Origin of the sequence: Amycolatopsis albispora, from assembly GCF_003312875.1 — a bacterium.
In the GTDB taxonomy this organism is placed as follows: Bacteria; Actinomycetota; Actinomycetes; order Mycobacteriales; family Pseudonocardiaceae; genus Amycolatopsis; species Amycolatopsis albispora.
In genome coordinates, this window is sequence record NZ_CP015163.1 from 2,884,472 (window position 1) to 2,900,672 (window position 16,201).

The 16,201-nt window shown below is 71.8% G+C and carries 19 protein-coding genes; 7 read left to right on the forward strand and 12 right to left on the reverse strand.

The genetic code is table 11. From position 1 onward, the window contains the following. The first annotated feature begins 3 nt into the window (after positions 1-3). Genes A4R43_RS13405 through A4R43_RS42715 form a run of 3 tightly spaced genes read left to right on the forward strand, consistent with a single transcriptional unit; the run spans position 4 to position 1,760 of the window. Positions 4-354 carry a cupredoxin domain-containing protein gene (locus A4R43_RS13405; protein ID WP_236808969.1) on the forward strand — a complete coding sequence of 117 codons (351 nt, stop codon included), beginning with the start codon at positions 4-6 and terminating at the stop codon, positions 352-354. Then, entirely contained in the window at positions 351-1,616 is a 1,266-nt protein-coding gene (locus A4R43_RS13410) for a hypothetical protein (protein WP_236808971.1), read from the forward strand. Before A4R43_RS13405 ends, A4R43_RS13410 begins: the two co-directional genes overlap by 4 nt. A gap of 3 nt (positions 1,617-1,619) precedes the next feature. Further along, complete coding sequence (locus A4R43_RS42715; protein ID WP_162788240.1) at positions 1,620-1,760, forward strand: hypothetical protein; 141 nt, start codon at positions 1,620-1,622, stop codon at positions 1,758-1,760. 3 nt (positions 1,761-1,763) lie between these two features. Here the strand turns inward: A4R43_RS42715 and A4R43_RS13415 are convergent, their stop codons facing one another. The 4 genes from A4R43_RS13415 to A4R43_RS13430 all read right to left on the reverse strand — a co-directional run bounded on the left by A4R43_RS13415 (position 1,764) and on the right by A4R43_RS13430 (position 6,221). Then, positions 1,764-2,642: a sigma-70 family RNA polymerase sigma factor gene (locus tag A4R43_RS13415; protein ID WP_113692646.1), complete on the reverse strand. Its 879-nt coding sequence runs from the start codon at positions 2,640-2,642 to the stop codon at positions 1,764-1,766. 83 nt (positions 2,643-2,725) lie between these two features. After that, the gene (locus tag A4R43_RS13420; RefSeq protein WP_113692647.1) at positions 2,726-3,601 is read right to left on the reverse strand and encodes an NAD-dependent protein deacetylase; all 876 of its coding nucleotides are present in this window, start codon (positions 3,599-3,601) and stop codon (positions 2,726-2,728) included. A gap of 9 nt (positions 3,602-3,610) precedes the next feature. Further along, complete coding sequence (locus tag A4R43_RS13425) at positions 3,611-5,392, reverse strand: bifunctional serine/threonine-protein kinase/glutamate ABC transporter substrate-binding protein (RefSeq protein WP_113692648.1); 1,782 nt, start codon at positions 5,390-5,392, stop codon at positions 3,611-3,613. Positions 5,393-5,402: 10 nt separating this feature from the next. Continuing rightward, positions 5,403-6,221: a phytanoyl-CoA dioxygenase family protein gene (locus A4R43_RS13430; RefSeq protein ID WP_162788457.1), complete on the reverse strand. Its 819-nt coding sequence runs from the start codon at positions 6,219-6,221 to the stop codon at positions 5,403-5,405. 88 nt (positions 6,222-6,309) lie between these two features. Between A4R43_RS13430 and A4R43_RS13435 the strand changes: the two genes are divergently transcribed. Continuing rightward, positions 6,310-7,296, forward strand: a complete 987-nt coding sequence (locus A4R43_RS13435; protein WP_113692650.1) for a LacI family DNA-binding transcriptional regulator — start codon at positions 6,310-6,312, stop codon at positions 7,294-7,296. Here the strand turns inward: A4R43_RS13435 and A4R43_RS13440 are convergent. Next, a complete protein-coding gene (locus tag A4R43_RS13440) occupies positions 7,293-8,081 on the reverse strand; it encodes an alpha/beta fold hydrolase (RefSeq protein ID WP_113692651.1) in 789 nt (262 codons plus the stop codon). The genes A4R43_RS13435 and A4R43_RS13440 overlap by 4 nt on opposite strands. Positions 8,082-8,180: 99 nt before the next feature. Here A4R43_RS13440 and A4R43_RS13445 point away from each other — a divergent pair, with 99 nt between their 5' ends. Both A4R43_RS13445 and A4R43_RS13450 read left to right on the forward strand, forming a co-directional pair. After that, entirely contained in the window at positions 8,181-8,540 is a 360-nt protein-coding gene (locus tag A4R43_RS13445) for a winged helix-turn-helix transcriptional regulator (protein ID WP_113692652.1), read from the forward strand. 10 nt (positions 8,541-8,550) lie between these two features. Then, a complete protein-coding gene (locus tag A4R43_RS13450; RefSeq protein ID WP_113692653.1) occupies positions 8,551-8,838 on the forward strand; it encodes a ribosomal protein L7/L12 in 288 nt (95 codons plus the stop codon). On the opposite strand, the gene A4R43_RS13455 is transcribed toward A4R43_RS13450, so the two are convergent. Further along, the gene (locus A4R43_RS13455; RefSeq protein ID WP_113692654.1) at positions 8,771-9,706 is read right to left on the reverse strand and encodes an NAD(P)-dependent oxidoreductase; all 936 of its coding nucleotides are present in this window, start codon (positions 9,704-9,706) and stop codon (positions 8,771-8,773) included. The genes A4R43_RS13450 and A4R43_RS13455 overlap by 68 nt on opposite strands. A gap of 57 nt (positions 9,707-9,763) precedes the next feature. On the opposite strand from A4R43_RS13455, the gene A4R43_RS13460 reads away from it, so the two are divergent. Then, positions 9,764-10,357 (forward strand): TetR/AcrR family transcriptional regulator, encoded by a 594-nt coding sequence (locus tag A4R43_RS13460; protein WP_236808973.1) that lies wholly within the window; start codon positions 9,764-9,766, stop codon positions 10,355-10,357. A gap of 9 nt (positions 10,358-10,366) precedes the next feature. On the opposite strand, the gene A4R43_RS13465 is transcribed toward A4R43_RS13460, so the two are convergent. Genes A4R43_RS13465 through A4R43_RS13490 form a run of 6 tightly spaced genes read right to left on the reverse strand, consistent with a single transcriptional unit; the run spans position 10,367 to position 16,184 of the window. Further along, positions 10,367-11,203, reverse strand: a complete 837-nt coding sequence (locus tag A4R43_RS13465; RefSeq protein ID WP_113697558.1) for a hypothetical protein — start codon at positions 11,201-11,203, stop codon at positions 10,367-10,369. A 49-nt stretch (positions 11,204-11,252) separates the two neighbouring features. Beyond that, on the reverse strand, positions 11,253-12,269 hold the full coding sequence (locus A4R43_RS13470) for a ketopantoate reductase family protein (RefSeq protein WP_113692656.1): 1,017 nt from the start codon (positions 12,267-12,269) through the stop codon (positions 11,253-11,255). After that, on the reverse strand, positions 12,266-13,009 hold the full coding sequence (locus tag A4R43_RS13475; RefSeq protein ID WP_236808975.1) for an SDR family NAD(P)-dependent oxidoreductase: 744 nt from the start codon (positions 13,007-13,009) through the stop codon (positions 12,266-12,268). The genes A4R43_RS13470 and A4R43_RS13475 overlap by 4 nt, the downstream gene beginning before the upstream one ends. Continuing rightward, positions 13,009-14,298: an MFS transporter gene (locus A4R43_RS13480; protein WP_113692657.1), complete on the reverse strand. Its 1,290-nt coding sequence runs from the start codon at positions 14,296-14,298 to the stop codon at positions 13,009-13,011. The genes A4R43_RS13475 and A4R43_RS13480 overlap by 1 nt, the downstream gene beginning before the upstream one ends. Next, entirely contained in the window at positions 14,295-15,191 is an 897-nt protein-coding gene (locus A4R43_RS13485; RefSeq protein WP_113692658.1) for a polysaccharide deacetylase family protein, read from the reverse strand. The genes A4R43_RS13480 and A4R43_RS13485 overlap by 4 nt, the downstream gene beginning before the upstream one ends. Before the next feature lie 15 nt (positions 15,192-15,206). Further along, entirely contained in the window at positions 15,207-16,184 is a 978-nt protein-coding gene (locus A4R43_RS13490) for an Lrp/AsnC family transcriptional regulator (protein WP_205215328.1), read from the reverse strand. Between the last annotated feature and the right edge of the window lie 17 nt (positions 16,185-16,201).

Sequence of the window (16,201 nt, forward strand, 5' to 3'; positions counted from 1 at the left end):
CCTGTGAGCTGGCGTGTTCGTGGTCAGGCGGCGCTGATGGCCGCGCTGGTGGTGTTCGGCCTCGCCGGGTGCGGTTCCGGGGAGTCCTCCCCGGGCGACGCGGTCCACCGGTTCGCCGTCGCGGGCGGTGCCCGTACCGAGGGACCGGACCGGATCACCGTCACCACCGGCACCCAGGTGACCATCGAGGTCACCTGTGACGCCACCGACGAACTCCACGTGCACGGTTACGACAAGGCCGCGCCTTGCGGGCCGGGCGCCCCGGCGGCGCTGGCCTTCACCGCGGACGTGCCAGGTGTGTTCGAGGTCGAGATGCACGAGACCGGGCCGCTGACCGAACTGCGGGTGCAGTGACCGGCGGCGTGTTCCTCGCGCACGGCCTCGGCGGCCGGTCCGACCTGCCGGTGCCGTTGTGGCTGGCGCTCTACGCGGGTGCCGCCGCGGTGCTCGTCTCGTTCTTCGCGCTGATCGCGCTGTGGAAAACGCCACGTCTGCGAGGTGAACAGGCCGGACGTCCGCTGCCGAGGACCGTCGAACGAGCCGCCGGCGCCACGGTCACCCGGGTCGTACTCCGGTTAGTCGGCGTGCTCGCGCTGGCCGTTGTGCTGGGCACCGCGTGGTCTGGCGGTGACAGCGGTGAGAACCCGGCTCCCGCCTGGTTCTACGCCTGGTTCTGGGTGGGCATGGTCGCGGTGTCGCTGCTGCTGGGACCGGTGTGGCGGCTGGTGAACCCGGCACGCGCGATTGCCGCGTCGATCCGGGTCGCCCTGCGTACGCCGCGCGTCGCGCCGATGCCGGACCGGCTCGGTTACCGCGTGGCGACCGCGGGTGTGCTCGCCTTCCTGTGGCTGGAGCTGGTCTTCCCGCACTCCGACGCGCCGCTCGCGGTCGCCGTCTACCTCACCGCCTACCTGCTCGTGCAGGTCGCGTGCGGCGTGCGTTACGGCCCGGCGTGGTTCAACCGGGGCGACGCGTTCGAGGTCTACTTCGGACTGATCGCCGCGTTGTCCCCGCTCGGCAGGCGCGCGGACGGCAGGCTGGTCGTGCGCAGCCCGCTCGACGGTCTGCTCACCCTGGACCGGTCGGCCGGGCTGACCCCGTTCATCCTGGTGGTGCTCGGCGCCACCGCCTTCGACGGGCTGACCAGGCTTCCACTGTGGACGGACAACACGCGCGAGCTGGACGGCGTGGCCGCCGTGCTGACCGGCACCGCCGGGCTGGCGCTGGCGATCGCGCTGCTGTCGGTCGCGTACGCCGGCGCGGTCCGGCTGACCCGCCCGTTCCTGCGCAAGGGCACCGAGCCCTACCGCGCGTTCGCGCACTCGCTGGTGCCGATCATGGTCGGCTACACCGTCGCGCACTACTTCTCGTTCTTCGTCTTCGAAGGCCAGCAGGGGTTGCTGCTCGAAGTGGACTACACGGTCATCTCACCAGCGGTGATCGCCGCGGTGCAGATCGGCGGCATCGTGCTCGGGCACGTGCTCGGTGTGGTCTCGGCCCACGACCGTGCGCTCGCCGTGCTCAGGCCGCACTATGAGCGGGCGGGCCAGTACCCGGTGCTGGCCCTGATGGTGGGGTACACCGCCATCGGCATCTACCTGGTTTCCGGAGCGTGACGCGTGCACGTGGTGCTGGCGCACCAGGGCGGCTGGGACGAGATCATGCTGTTCGCCGGTCCCGTCGCGATCATCGTGCTGCTCGTCGTGCTCGCCCGGCGGCAGGCGCCGCCCCCGGAGGAAGAGGACGAGCACGACGAGTGAGCCTCAGTCGCCGAGTACCGCGATCTCCACACCGCGCAGGCGCTCCGGCTCGGCGATGATGTCGATCGCGGTGATCCGGTCGTCTTCCACGGTGAACGACAGCACCAGGAACACCTTGCCGTGCGGGGCCAGCACGACCCCCGGCGAGCCGTTGACCAGCGCCGGTCCGCTGAACGCGGCCCGCGCCGAGCCCGCGGCGATGGCGCCCTTCGCCACCTGCGCGGCACCGCGGAGCACCAGCGGCGCGGGTGCCGGGCCCGCCGCGGCGTCGGCGTGCAGCACCACGTCCGGGTCGAGCAGGGCGACCAGCGCGCCGAAGTCGCCTCCCCTGGACGCGGCCAGGAAGGCGTCCACCACCTCGCGGCGGCGGCCGTGGTCGGCGGGCGCTGGGTCCGCGCCCCGCACGCGGCGCCGGGCGCGGCTGGCGAGTTGCCTGGCCGCGGCGGGTGACTTGTCGAGCAGCGTGCCGATCTCGTCGAACGGCACGGCGAACAGGTCGTGCAGCACGAACGCGACGCGTTCGGCCGGGCTGAGCAGGTCGAGCACCACCAGCAGGGCCACGCCCACCGAGTCGGCCAGCGCGGCTTCCTCGGCCGGATCCGCCGAGCCCGCGCCGCCGTCCACCCCGTCGAGCGGCTCCTCACGCCGGTTTTCCCGCGCACGCAACAGGTTCAGGCAGATCCGCGCGACGACGGTGGTCAGCCAGGCCGCCAGGTTGTCGATCTCGTCACGTTCGGTCCGGCTGAGCCGCAGCCACGCCTCCTGCACGGCGTCGTCGGCCTCGCCGAGCGAGCCGAGCATCCGGTAGGCCACGCCGCGCAGCCGGGTGCGGTGCTGCTCGAACTCCGCCGCCAGCCGGTCGCGCTCGTCTACGGATTCCACCGGGCCACTGTCCTTCCTCGAGGGTTGTCATCGAGATGACCCGGTAAGTCAAGCCGATGTGACAGCGCCACCGCGCATCGGGTTCAGCGGAGGCGCGTGACGAGTTCGGTCAGCGCCTGCCCGAGCGGGCGGTCGACGCGCACCGTCGCGTACTGGTCGCCCCGGGTGCGGCCGAGGTTGACGATCAGCACCGGCTTGCCCGCCTTCGCCGCGTGCCGGACGAAGCGCAGGCCGGACATGACCGTCAGCGAGGAACCCAGCACCACCAGCGCACCGGCCTCGTCGACCAGCTGGTAGCAGTGCTCCACGCGTGGTTTCGGCACGTTCTCCCCGAAGAACACGACGTCCGGCTTGAGCACGCCGGACTCGCAGTCCGCGCAGGCCACCAGGCGGAACCCGCGGACGTCCTCCTCAGCCAACTCGACGTCGCCGTCCGGGTTGATCCGGGTGGCCGCGCCGCCGAAGTTCGGGTTCGCCGCCCGCAGCCGCCGGTCCAGTTCCTCGCGCGGGCTGAGGCGACGGCAGTCCAGGCAGACCACCCGGTCGAGGCTGCCGTGCAGTTCGATCACGTCCCGCGCGCCGGCCGCCTGGTGCAGCCCGTCGACGTTCTGCGTGATGATGCCGGAGAAGTGGCCGCGTTCCTGGAGCACGGCCACCGCGCGGTGGCCGTCGTTCGGGTGGGCGCGCGCGATGGTGCGCCAGCCGAGGTGGCTGCGGGCCCAGTACCGGCGGCGTCCTTCGACGCTGCCGGTGAACTCGTCGAACGTCATCGGGGTGTGACGGCGGAGGCTGCCGCCCTCGCCCCGGTAGTCGGGAATGCCGGACTCGGTGGACAGCCCGGCGCCGCTGAGCACGAGCGCACCCCGCTCGGCGACAGCGTCGACGACCTCGTCCAGGCTGGTGGTGCGCGGCGGCGCCTCGCCGGTGAACGCCCAGCTCAGCGTCGGTCGGGTCCGCATGAACTCAGCTTAGTACCGGTCGATCACCGGTGGTGGCGACGTCGAGCCGGACGGACCGAGCGTGCGGTTGTAGGCGGCCTGCCAGCGGCCGTCGTCCAGTGCGGCCTGGAGCAGCTCGTTCACCTTGTCCCGCAACGGCTTGTCGTTGTGGGCCAGTCCGATGCCGTACCGCACCTCGTCGAACGGCTCGCCGACCACCTGCAACGCGCCCGGGTCCGACGCGGCGTAGCCCTTGAGGATCGCGTCGTCCGTGGTGACCGCGTCCACCTCACCACCGAGCAGCTGGTCGACGCATTCGGCATAGCTGCCGAGCCCCACCACGTTCTCGGGTTCGGTGGCGTTCAGCTCCAGGACCTTGGCCAGCGAGGTGCTGCCGAGCACCGAGCAGACCTTCTTGCCCCGCAAGGTGTCCAGGCCGGTGATGGCCGGTTCACCGCGGCGCACCAGCAGTGACTGGCCACCGGTCAGGTACGGCCCGGCGAAGCCCACCCGCTTCTTGCGTTCCTCGGTGATCGTGTAGGTGCCGACGTAGAAGTCCACGGTGCCTTCGCCGAGCGCCCGCTCGCGTTCGGCGGAGGCGACGTTCTGGTAGACGGTCCGGTTGTCGTCGAGCCCGAGCCCGCTCGCCACGATCCGCGCGATCTCGATGTCGAACCCGGAGTACGTGCCGTCGGACGGGTTCTGCATGCCGAGGCCCGGCTGGTCGCTCTTCACCCCGATGACCACCGTGCCGCGGGCCTGGATCCGGTCCACCGTCGGCGATCCCTCGACCTCGACCACGGGCGCCGAGGACACCGGTTTCGACGACGACTGCGCCGCCGGGGTCTCCGCCTCCGACCGGTCGCGCGTGCCCTGCCACCAGGCGATCGCGCCGCCCGCGAGCACCACGAGCAGCACCATGCCGACCAGCGCCAGCCGCACCGGCAAGCGTCCCGTCTCCCCGGCCGGACGTGCCACCGGGTACGCCGGGGCCGGGCCGCTGAGCAGCGCGATCACCTGCTCCCCCGCCGGGCGTTCGGCCGGGTTCTTCCGCAGCAGCGCGGCGATCACCGGCCACAGCGACGGGACGTGCGGCAGCGGCGCGGGTTCCCTGGTCAGCACCGCGGCCAGCGCGCCCTGCAGGTCTTCCCCGGTGAACGGCGACCGGCCGCTGACCGCGAAGTACAGCGTGACGCCGAGGGACCACAGGTCACCGGCCGGTCCGGACGGATGTCCGTTGATCCGTTCCGGCGCCATGAACTCCGGTGAGCCGATCAGCTGCCCGGTGCCGGTGAGCGCGGTGGCGCCGGACATCGCCGCGATGCCGAAGTCGGTCAGCACCGCGCGGTCCCCGTCGAGCAGGATGTTCGCCGGTTTGACGTCGCGGTGCACGATGCCCCGCGCGTGCGCGGCGGCCAGTGCCGCGGCGATCTGGCGGCCGATCGCCGCGGCCTGCCACTCGGGCAGCGGCCCGCGCCCGGCCACCAGCTGCGCCACCGACGGGCCTTCGACCAGTTCCATCACGATCCACGGGCGGTCGCGGTCGATCACCACGTCGTGCACGGTGATGATGCCGGGGTGGCGCAGCTGCGCGGCGGCCATCGCCTCCCGCAGCATCCGGCGGTAGGCCGGATCGGGGTCGGCCGGGTCGAACGCGGTGGTGTGCCGCAGTTCCTTGAGCGCCACCGGCCGGTCGAGCAGTTCGTCCCTGGCCCGCCAGACCACCCCCATGCCGCCCTCACCGAGGGGACCGCCGAGCCGGTAGCGACCGGCCACGAGCGGTGCGGGCTGGTCGTCTTGCCCATGCGACATGCCAGGGAACTTACTCGGCCGCCCCCATCACCAGGCCCTCGATGGTGTGTTTCTGCGTGATCGGGGCCAGCCGTTCCACGATCGGGCAGTGCAGGTGCCGCCGCAGCGACTCCGGCAGGCTTTCCCAGAACGGCCTGGTCACCGCGGTGTCGTGGCGTTCGTCGTTGCCCGCGCCCGGCGCGTCCACGCCCAGCACCAGCACCGGCCGCGACTTCCGCGAGCGGTTCGCCGTGCCGCGGTGGATGGTGAGCGCGGAGCGGATGGAGATGTCGCCCATCTTCGGGTACTTCCGCGTCGCCAGTTCGCGGTAGCGCGGGTAGTTGGCCTTGTCCGGGAACATGCCGTGCTCGAAGTCCTCGCCGGTTTCCCGGTGCGTGCCGGGTGCGATCTCGAACGGCCCCATGTCCTCTTCGGTGTCCACGGTGGTCACGTTGATGGCGAGCGACGTGAGCCTGCCGGTGTCGCGGGTTTCCGGCGGCATCGGGAAGTCGCGGTGCCACGGCTGGTCGACCGCGCCCGCCAGCGGCACGTCGAACCCGACCTCGACGATCTGGTAGTCCGGGCCGAGCACCGCTTCGCACACCGCGTCGATCCACGGGTGCGTGGCCAGTTCGACGAATCCGCGCAGTTGCTCGGGATGGATCTCGACGTAGTAGCGGTTCGGGCCGCGGCCGACCGCGCCGCCCTCGCGGGCCAGCGCCTCGGCGAACGCGGCGTCCACGTCCTCGCCCAGCCGCTTCACCCAGGCCCGGTCGAAGGCACCGGGCAGGCCGGCGATGCCGTCCTGCTCGATCCGGGTGGTGACCGCCGTCAGCTCAGCTTCGTCCATGGGACCTCCTTCGGTGTGTCGCCCAGTTTGCAACGTGGCATGCAACGTTGCAAGAGGTAGCCTGGACCGGACGTCGTCGGGAGGTGACATGGGCGCGAGCCTGCGGGAGGTGGCCGAGCACGCCGGTGTCTCGGTGCGCACGGTGTCCAACGTGGTCAACGGCTTCCGCTACGTCGCCGACGACACCAGGGCCCGCGTGCAGGCCAGCATCGACGAACTCGGCTACCGGCCCAACATGGCCGCGCGCTCGCTGCGGCGCGGCCGCACCGGGCTGGTCGCACTGGTGATACCCGAGGTCGATTCGCCGTATTTCGCGGAACTGGCCGCGCGAACGGTCCGCATCGCCGAGGCACGCGGGCTGACCGTGCTGATCGACCAGACCGACGGCGACGCCGAGCGCGAACGCCGGTTGCTGCACGGGCAGCGCACCCAGCTGGTGGACGGGGTGCTGTTCAACCCGTGGGCGGTCGACCCGGCCGAACTGGCCGCGCGCACCGACACCGTGCCGCTGGTCCTGCTCGGTGAACACGACAGCACGGCGCCGGTGGATCACGTGGCCATCGACAACGTCACCGCCGCCCGCGCCGCGACCGCGCACCTGCTCTCGTCCGGCCGCCGCCGCGTCGCCGCGCTCGGCCTGCAACCGCACGTCGCGAACGCGACCGCCCGGCGTCGCCTGCGCGGGTACCGGGAGGCGCTGACCGCGGCCGGGCTCACGCCGGTGCCCGAGTTGGAGGTGCCGGTGCGGACGTTGCACCGAGCCGACGGGCACCGCGCGATGCTCGGCCTGCTCGACCTCGCCGAGCCACCCGATGCGGTGTTCTGCTTCACCGACGAACTCGCGCTCGGCGCGTTGCGGGCAGCCGCCGATCGGGGTGTCGCGGTGCCGGAGGACCTCGCGCTCGCCGGGTTCGACGACATCGAGGACGGCCGGTTCAGCGTGCCCGCGCTGACCACGATCTCGCCGGACAAGAACGCCATCGCCGAACTCGCGCTCGACTGCCTGACCGGCGAATCCCGCGCGCCGCGGGCGATCGTCGCACCACATGAACTCGTGGTGCGCGGCAGTTCCTAACGCAGGAACGGCCGGAGTACGCCGAGCAGTTCGGCCGGCGCGTCGAGCGGCAGGATGTGCCCCGCGTCGATCCGGCGGCCGGTGAGGTCGGGCGCGAGGTCGCCCAGCTGCCGGTGCAGCCGGTCCCCCACGACGTTGCCGCCGATGGCCAGCACCGGCATTTCGAGCTTGCCCGGCGGCAGGGGCAGGTGCCGGTGGCGGTAGTGCTCGAAGCCGCGGCGCAGCGCGTCCTCCCCGGAGTACGCCGCGACGAAGGCGTCGCGGATGTCCGGCGGCACAGCGCCTTCGCGTTCGGTGCCGCTGCGCAGGAAGTGGTCGACGTACTCGGCTTCGTGCCCGGCCAGCACCCGCTCGGCCAGGCCGGGCACCGCGTGGAACCCGAACCACCACGGCACGTCCTCGCCGTCGGACGGCAGCAGCGCCTCCATCACCACGAGCCGGTCGATGCGAGCCGGTTCGGTCAGCGCGAGCGCGACGGCCGGGTGCACCCCGGCGTCGAGTGCGACCACGGAAGCCGACGGCACATCGAGCGCGTCGAGCAGGCCGGTGAGGTCGCGGGCGAGCGACATGGGTTCGTAGCCGTCCGATTCGGGGCGGCTGCCGCCGTGCCCGCGCAGGTCCGGCGCCAGCACCCGGTGGTCCGCGGCCAGCGCGGGCAGCACCTTCGACCAGACCCGCCAGGTGTGCGGCCAGCCGTGCAGCAGCAGCACGGCCGGACCGGGGCCGCCCGCGGTGGCGACGTTGAGCTCGGTTGTGCCGGTGTCCACCCGGAACTCGGTGACCACGGATCCACCTCCATAAGTTACCTTTGGTTACCTGGAAACCGTAGGTAAGCCACTTGGTTTCGCCAAGACGGCACTTTCCGCTCAGGAGGTGAGCCCGAGGTGACCCGTGGCGATCTGTTCGATCCCGCGTGCCCGACCCGCCAGTTGCTCGACCGCATCGGTTCGAAGTGGACCTCGATGGTGATCAAGCTGCTCGCCGAGGCCGATCCGGCGGAACTGCGGTTCTCCGAACTGCAGCGGCGCATGCCCGGGGTGTCGCAGAAGATGCTGTCGGTGACGTTGCGCGCGCTGACCGAAGACGGGCTGGTCACCCGCCGGGTCGAGGGCGCGGTGCCGCCGCGGGTGCACTACGGCCTGACCGGGCTCGGGCGGTCGCTGGAGGTTCCGCTGGCCGCGTTGCGCGAGTGGGCCGAGGCACACATGGCCGAGATCGACGCGGCGGCGGGCCGCGTCGGTTAGGGTCCGCGCCGTGGATTACGGATGGTTGCTGCTCGCCCTGGTTGTCCTGCTGCTGGCGGTCCGGCTCGGCTTCACCGCGACCGACGCCAGGGCCGACCGGCTGGACCGGCGCCTGGCGCGCATCGAGGAGAAGCTCGACGCGCTGATGGCACATCAGGGCATCGAGCTGCCCGAGCCGGAGTTCGACGACGTCCGGGCGCTGCTGGACGAAGGCAAGAAGATCCAGGCGATCAAGGTCTACCGGGAACGGACGGGAGCGGGCTTGCGGGAGGCGAAGGAAGCGGTGGAGCGGATGTGAACGCGGTCCGCCGCTCGATCGCGCTGACCACCGCGGCCATGTCGGCGTCACCGAGTCCCTGCGCCTCGGTTTCGCGGAACAGGTCGAGGCAGACGTCGAGCAGGGGTGACGCCACGCCTGCCGAACGCGCCGCCGCGGCGATCAGCTCGTTGTTGTAGCGCACGTCGGAGATCGCCGCCTGCACGGCGAAATCGCGGTCGGCGAGCTTGCGTGCCTTCATCCGCGAGACCGCGCTGGCCATCGGTCCCGCGTCGAGCACGCCCAGCAGCGTGGGCAGGTCGACGCCGTGACGCCCGGCGAAGTGCACCGCCTCGGCCAGCCCGGTGACCATGGTGATCAGGAACAGGTTGACCGAGAGTTTCATCAGCATGCCGTTCGGCACGGCACCGCAGTCGACCACGTCGTGGCACATCGGCGCCAGCAACGGGCGCACGCGGGCGGTCACCGCGGAATCGCCGGCCAGCATGCCCACCAGTTGCCCGGCTTCGGCGGGCTTGCGCGAGCCGGAGACCGGCGCCTCGGCGTAGCCACCACCGGCCGCGCGGACGTCGGCCTCGAGCCCGCGGGAGTACTCCGGCGACGTGGTGCCCATGTGCACGACCACCCGATCCGCCACCATCGCGGCGAATTCCGGGCTGCCGCGGTGAAGCACCGCGTCGATGGCGGACCCGTCGGTCAGCATCAGGAACACCACGTCCGCCTGGTCGAACACCGTCGCTGGGCGGTCCGCGACGGTCGCCCCCGCCGCGCGCAGCGGGGTGGCCCGCTCGACTGTGCGGTTCCACACCACCAGCGGGATGCCCGCGCGCGCCAGGTTGACCGCCATCGGCTGCCCCATCACGCCGAGCCCGAGAAATCCGGTCCGCATGCGCACCTCCTATGACAGGTGTCATACTATGACAGCTGTCATGAAAGGTGGGAAGGGTTGACCGGACGATCGCCGCGGGAACGCATGGTCTACAGCGCGGCCCAGCTGGTGCGGACGCGCGGGGTGGCGGCCACCGGGGTGCGCGATGTGGTCGAGCACGCGGGTGCGCCGCGGGGGTCGTTCCAGCACTACTTCCCCGGCGGCAAGGACCAGCTCGTCGGGGAGGCGCTGCTGTGGTCGGCGGATTTCGCCGCGCGGCACGCGGAGGCCTACGCGAAGGTGCGCAAGCCCACGCCCGCCGGGTTGTTCGCGCATCTGGCCAAGCAGTGGAAGGACGAGTTCACCCGGCGCGGCTTCGACCGCGGTTGCCCGGTGATGGCGACCGCCGCCGACCTCGCGAGCGGTGACTCGGCCGTCACCGAGCTGCTGCGCGTCGCGCTGGCGCGGTGGGAGGAGGCGGTGGCCGGGCAGCTGGTGGGGATGGGCCTGCCGAAGTCACGCGCCCGGCGGCTGGCCACGCTGATGATCAGCACGCTGGAAGGCGCCATCATGACCGCCCGCATCCGGCGGGACGTCGCTCCCCTGACCACCGTGGTCACCGAACTCACTCCGCTGCTGAACGCGCAGCGCCAAGGGGCCGCCGTGCAATGAAAGCCACATTCATTGCACGGCCGGGGTTGCTTTGGTGGCGGCTCGGGCGAGCCAGCTGTCGAACAGGTCCCGGTACCGGTTGGCCCGCGCCGACTGGTCCTCGCGCGGGATGTGCTCGTAGAACTCGAACGGCCGGATGCTGCCCGCCTCCGTCCACTGCAGATAGGCCAGGAACAGGTCCCCGTTGCCCAGGCGGAACCCGTGCACCGCCGGCAGGCAGGCGTAGGTCCGCAGCTCCAGCTTGATCCGCCGGTGCGCCAGGTCCTCGGCCTCCTCCTCGGCCCGCTCCCGGATCCGCTCCTGGCTGCGCGCGGCCTCGCTGCTCCAGTAACCGGGCAGCTCATCGGACCGCTCGAGGTACGCCGGGTCCAGGCTGTACAGCGTGATCCGCCAGTGTGAAGGCGCGTCGTGCCCGGTCAGCCAGGCGGCGAGCTGCGGCCACGTGGTGTTCAGCGTCAGCCCGAGCACGTCCAGCGTCCGCTCGCTGCGACGTCCCTCGGCCGACAACCGCTTCACCGCGTCGACGACGGCGCCGACGTCGTTCACGATCCGCGTGTCCTGCCGCGGCCCCAGTTCCGCGCGCATCGCCCGGACCTGCCTGCCCAGCTGGTACACCGCCACGATGGCGACCTCCAGCATGATCGCCACGATCGCGGTCAGCGCCTCCACGTTGAGCTTCAGCACGTACCGCTCGAGCACCATCCTGGTCGGCTCGATCGTGTTCAGCACCAGGTAGACCGCGGTGAGCAGGGCCAGGGTGGTGGTCACCACCTCCCAGATCCGGCGCACCCTGGTCGACAGCGTGCCCGATTCCCGCTTCTTCGCCCGGCGGCGCCCGCGTCCCACGGCGATCAACTTCGCAGGGTCACCACCGGGAGCGCAACCTCCGTTCGCGCTACCCCGCCACCAGCCGGTCGAGCGCGGCCAGCCGGGCCTCGGACATGGTGCCGGGATCGGCCTCCAGTTCCCGCAGGCCGGCGAGCACGGCACGCAGCACCGGTGTGGCGATGCCGAGCCGGTCGGCTTCGGCCAGCACGGTCGCGTAGTGCGTCGTGACCTCCACCCGGCGCCGCCGCACGGCCAGGTCGCGCCAGATGCCGCTGCGGTTCTTGGGTTGCGTGCGCAGCCAGGCGGTCAGCTTCGCGGTGGCCGCCGCCCGCTCCCCCGCGTCGGCGCCGCGCACGAAGGCTTCCGGGGTGAACGCGTCGAAGGCCTCCAGCCGGACACCGAGCGCCGCGGCGACGTCGAACACCTCTTCACCGAGCGCGTGGATCGCCGGGTGGTGGCGGTCGATCAGGTCGGCCATCGCGTCGTCGGCCAGCGCGGTGGCCGCGAGCATGGCGCCGAACCCGGCCTTCGCCCACAGGAAGCCCTCGACGTTGTCGCTGGCCTGCGCCGGGCCCCACGCCTTCAGGTCGTCCACCATCGACCGCACCCTCGGCGACACCGGCTGCCCGCCCGGCTCCCCGAGCACCAGCGCCCCGGCCCCGCCGTCGGCGATCACGCCCGGTTCGAGGCGGTCGGCGAAGATGTTGACAAACGCGCCGACGGTCCGCGGCCAGCCGATCCGGTCCGCCAGCACCGGCTCGTTGAACCCGTTCTGGATGGACACCACGCAGCCGTCCTTAGCCAGCCGCGGCGCGATCCAGTCGGCGGCGCTCTCGGTCGCCTGCGCCTTGACCGCGAGCAGCACCCGCCCCAGCGGCTCGTCGAACTCGCCGGGCGTGACCGCGCGCACCTCGGTGCTTTCCCTGGCACCACCGCGTTCGATGGTCAGGCCGCCGTCGCGGATGGCCGCCACGTGCTCGGTGTCGTTGTCCACCACGGTGACCGGGTGCCCGGCCCTGGCCAGGTGGAAGGCGAGCGTGCCGCCGATGGCACCGCCACCGACCACCGCGTACGCGCGGGTCATGCGTTCTGTCCTTTCTGGACGGACGGCCAAAGGCGGGGCAGGTGCGCGGCGCCGGCGCTGGAGCCGCCGTCCACCCGCAGGATCTCCCCGGTGATCCACGAAGCGTCGTCACCGGCGAGCCAGCGGACCGCGCGGGCGATGTCGGCCGGCGTGCCGGGGCGGCCGAGCGGATTGCCCGAAACCGCCGCCGCGTACTCGGGCGCCACCGGGTTCCGCTCGCTGTCGACGGCCACAAATCCCGGGCTCACCGCGTTGACGCGGATGCCGAGCGGCCCGAATTCGAGTGCGGCCGCCCGGGTCGCCATCTCCAGCGCCGCCTTCGTGCTGGCGTAGGGACCGCCGCCGGGACGCGACCGCAGCGCGGCCCCCGACGAGATGTTCACCACCGAGCCGCCGCGACCTTCGGCCCGCCGGGCGAACGCCGCCGTGGCCAGCACCGGCGCGCGGAGGTTCAGTGCGAACAACTCGTCCCACGCCGCCGCGTCCACGTCGATCATGTCCAGCGACGGGTACCGCCCGGCCGCGTTCACCAGCACGTCGACCGGCCCGTTCCGCCGCCACGCCCGCTCGACGACCTCCTCCGCCGCGTCCGGCCCGGTCAGGTCCGCGGTGATCGCGAACCCCAGCGAATCCGGGATCAGCGCGCCGTCGAGATCGGCCAGGCTGAGCGTGGCACCGCCGAACTCCTCGGCGATGGCCCGCCCGATCCCCCTGGCCGCGCCGGTGACCAGCACGTGCATCAGTCGAACTCCTTGTCCTTGGTCTCCGGCATGGTCAGGTAGACCACCAGCGAGATCAACGCCGAGCCGGAGACGTACAGCCACAGCAGGTCACGCTGGCCGATGTCGTTGAGCCAGGTGGTCACGTACGGCGCGGTGCCGCCGAACAACGCCACCGCCAGCGCGTACGGCAGCGCGATGCCGGTCGCCCGCACCTCGGGCGGGAACTGCTCGGCCATGATCACCGCGCAGTTCGCCGAGTAGCCGAGCAGGAACAGCATCCCGGTCAGCTGCACCAGGAACACGCTCAGGAAGTTGTTGTCCAGCAGGTGCAGCATCGGCCACGACAGCGCCACGAAACCACCCGCGAACACGCCGAGCGTGAGCTTGCGGCCGAGCTTGTCCGACACCAGCCCGGCGAACGGCAGCAGCACCACGAAGACCACCAGGCACAGCGTCTGGGACAGCAGCGCCTGCGACAGCGGGATCCCGGTGGTGATGTTGGCGTAGGTGGGCAGGTAGTTGACCCAGATGTAGTAGGTCAGCGTGCCCGCGATGGTGATGCCCGCGACGCGCAGCGCGGCGCCGGGGTGTTCCTTGACCATCGCCTTGAGCGGGTTGCCCTTGCGGCTCGCCGCGGTTTTGGTGAAGGAATCGGTTTCCTCCACCGAAATCCGCAGCCACAGCCCGATCAGGCCGAGCAGCCCGCCGAGCACGAAAGCCACCCGCCAGCCCCACGAGTGCAGGGCGGCTTCGTCCAGAGCGGACGTGGCGATGGTGCCGAGCAGCGAAGCGATGAGCACCCCGCCACCCACCGAGACCTGCTGCCACGAACCGGCGAACGCGCGGCGTCCCTTGGCCGCCGACTCGACCAGGAAGGCCGAGGACGAACCGAACTCACCGCCCGCCGAGAACCCCTGCAACAGCCGGGCGACCAGCAGGATCACCGGCGCCAGCACCCCGATCGCGCCGTAGTTCGGCGTCAGCGCGATGACAAAGGAAGCGCCCGCCATCAGCCCGACGGTCAGCGTCAGGCCCTTCTTGCGGCCGTGCCGGTCGGCGTAGGCACCGAGCACGGCGGCCCCGATCGGGCGCATCACAAAACCGACCGCGAACACGGCCAAAGTGGACAGCAGCGCCACGGTCTCGTCGCCGCCGGGGAAGAACTCCGCCGCAATGATCTTGGCGAAGATCGAGTACAGCGCCCAGTCCACCCATTCGACGGTGTTGCCGATGGTGCCCGCGACGATCGCCTTGCGCTGGCGCGGGGACAACCGCGTGCCAGTGTCCACTGTGTCCGCTCTGGTCATGACATGCTCCCAGGGATCTCGCGCACGGCGGCCGCGAGGTCCGCGTGCGTGGTGAACCAGACGTCCTGGTGCCCGCGGATGTGGTCGATCAGCTCCCGCAGCACCACTAGCCGCGAGCGGTGGCCGATCACGTGCGGGTGCAGGGTCAGCTGGAACACCCCGCCCGCGCGGTAGGCCGCGTCGAATTCGTCGGTCCAGATCTCCAGCACGTCACGAGGGCGCGTGTACGGCCGCACCGAGCCGTAGCGGTCCATGGTGAAGTACGGCGCGTCGTCCCTGATCCAGTCGACCGGGATCTCCACCAGTCCGGTCGGCTCGCCACCGGCCAGGATCTCGTAGGGTTCGTCGTCGGCCATCAGCGAGGAGTCGTAGGCGAAACCCAGCTCCCTGATGATGGCCAAAGTGGACGAGGAGAAGTCCCACGACGGCGTGCGGATGCCGACCGGCCGGACCCCGGTCAGCTCGGCCAGGGTGTCCAGCGACCGCCGGACCAGGTCGCGTTCGTCCTTTTCGGACAGCAGCGTGTTCCGCTCGTGGATCCACCCGTGCACGCCGATCTCGTGCGGTCCGCTCGCGTAATCCTTCGCTTCGGCCGGGTGCAGCAGAGCGGACACCGCGGGCATGAAGAAGGTGGCCGGGAGGCCGTGCTCGGCGAGCAGCTCCAGCACGCGGCCGGCGCCGACCCTGGCCCCGTACTCGCCCTGCGCGAGCCTGCCCGGGCTGGTTTCCCCGTCCCGCAACGGAATCGTCTCGTGGTCGGAGTCGAAGGACAGCGCGACCGCGACGCGGGCACCGCCCGGCCACGACGACGGCACCAGCCGCCGTCCGGCGCGGACCGCGCCGACGTGGCCGCGCCAGGTCCGCTCCGGCCACTGCCAGGGCTCGGTTTCCATGCTTCCTCCAGGGGATCAGCGGTCGACCCTGGTCCACGCGCGCTTGAGCGTGGCCAGGTGGAGGGTGACGTCGGAGGCGGTCAGGCCGGGCAGCCTGCCGATCACCTCGTCGGTGTAGCGGAACAGGTCGGCGGTGCCCGGCAGCACCATCTGCCCGACCAGGTTGAACCGGCCGGTGGAGGCGGCCAGGAACTTCGTGCCGGGATGCCGCGCGAGGCAGCGCCCGGCCTCGTTGAGCTTGCCGGGGTGGATCGACAGCCAGAGCATGAACTCCACGCGGTAGCCGAGCAGTTCCGGTTCGACCAGCGTGCGGAACTGCAGGCTGCCGCTGGCCACCAGCCGCTCCAGCGCCCTGGCCGCGCTCGACTCGCTGCGGTCCAGCCGCCGGGCGATAGTGCTGACCGGCAGCCTGCCGTCGGCCGCGAGTTCCTCGGCGACCGCGCGCTCCAGCTCGCTCGGCCGCCGCGGCGGGCTGTCCCAGTCGTCGCGCTCGAACGGCGGCCGGTGCCCGGGCCGCAGGTCTTCGGCGGCTTCCGGTGGGAGCAGGCCGGTGTCCCACATCGGCGCGGTGGTGAAGGTGCGGATCACCGCGACGCTGTCGGTGCCGGTGATCAGGCCGGCGCCGGGCAGGTCGGTGAACAGCAGCCGCAGCAGCTCGTCGTTGTCGTGTGCGACGAAGTCGACGATCAGGTCGGCGGAACCGGTGACCACGGCGAGGAACCGCGCCTCCGGCCGGGCCGCCAGCAGCTCGGCCAGCTCCCAGCCCTTGCCCGGCTGGGCCTGCACGCGGACCAGCATGGACGAGCCCGCCGCGGTGCGGTCGAGATCGATCACGCCGACCACGTGCACCAGCCCGCGTTCGTGCAGCGCGGCGAACCGGCGCTGCACGGTGGTCTCGCTGGCCCCGGCCCAGCGCGCGATCGCGCTCCACGGCGCGCGGCCGTTGAGCTGGAGCGCGGCGATGATGCGCCGGTCCAGTTCGTCGATCACCATGCGGGCAGACGGTAGGG